Annotated in this window: 1 protein-coding gene; it reads right to left on the bottom strand. The window is 67.1% G+C overall.

What is annotated here, in order from left to right:
* A partial coding sequence (locus FJM08_RS08655; protein ID WP_503465700.1) for a TCP-1/cpn60 chaperonin family protein occupies positions 1 to 520 on the bottom strand: 520 nt, incomplete at both ends.

Consider the following 520-nt stretch of genomic DNA (forward strand, 5'->3'; position numbering starts at 1 on the left):
GCTCAGGGTGTTCACGTTCAGCCCATGCCCGGCGGGTAGCTCGCTGACCTTGTTGACCACCACCGAGCCGTCCAAGCCAGCGTTGGCGGCGATCCAGAACAACGGCGCGGCAAGGGCTTCGGAGAACACGTCGACACCGAGGACCTCGTCACCGGTCAGCGACGCACGCAGTTCGGTCAGCGCCTTGCGGGCCTGGTGGATGAGCGAGGCTCTCCCACCAGGGACGATGCCCTCCTCGACCGCGGCCTTGGCGGCCGCGACCGCATCCTCGACGCTTTCCTTGCGCTCCTTGAGTGCGGTCTCGGTGGCGGCACCCACCTTGATGACAGCAACCCCGCCGGCCAGTTTGGCCAGCCGCTCGCCAAGCTTTTCCCGATCCCAATCCGAATCGCTCTTGTCGATCTCGGCACGCAAGTGCTTCGCCCGGTTGGCCACCGCTTCTGCGGTGCCGCCGCCGTCGACAATGACCGTGTCGTCCTTGCTGACCACCACGCGTCGGGCCGAGCCCAGCACCTCCGAG

The sequence above is a fragment of the Metamycoplasma equirhinis genome, from assembly GCF_006385185.1.
Taxonomy (GTDB): Bacteria; Bacillota_I; Bacilli_A; order Mycoplasmatales; family Metamycoplasmataceae; genus Metamycoplasma; species Metamycoplasma equirhinis.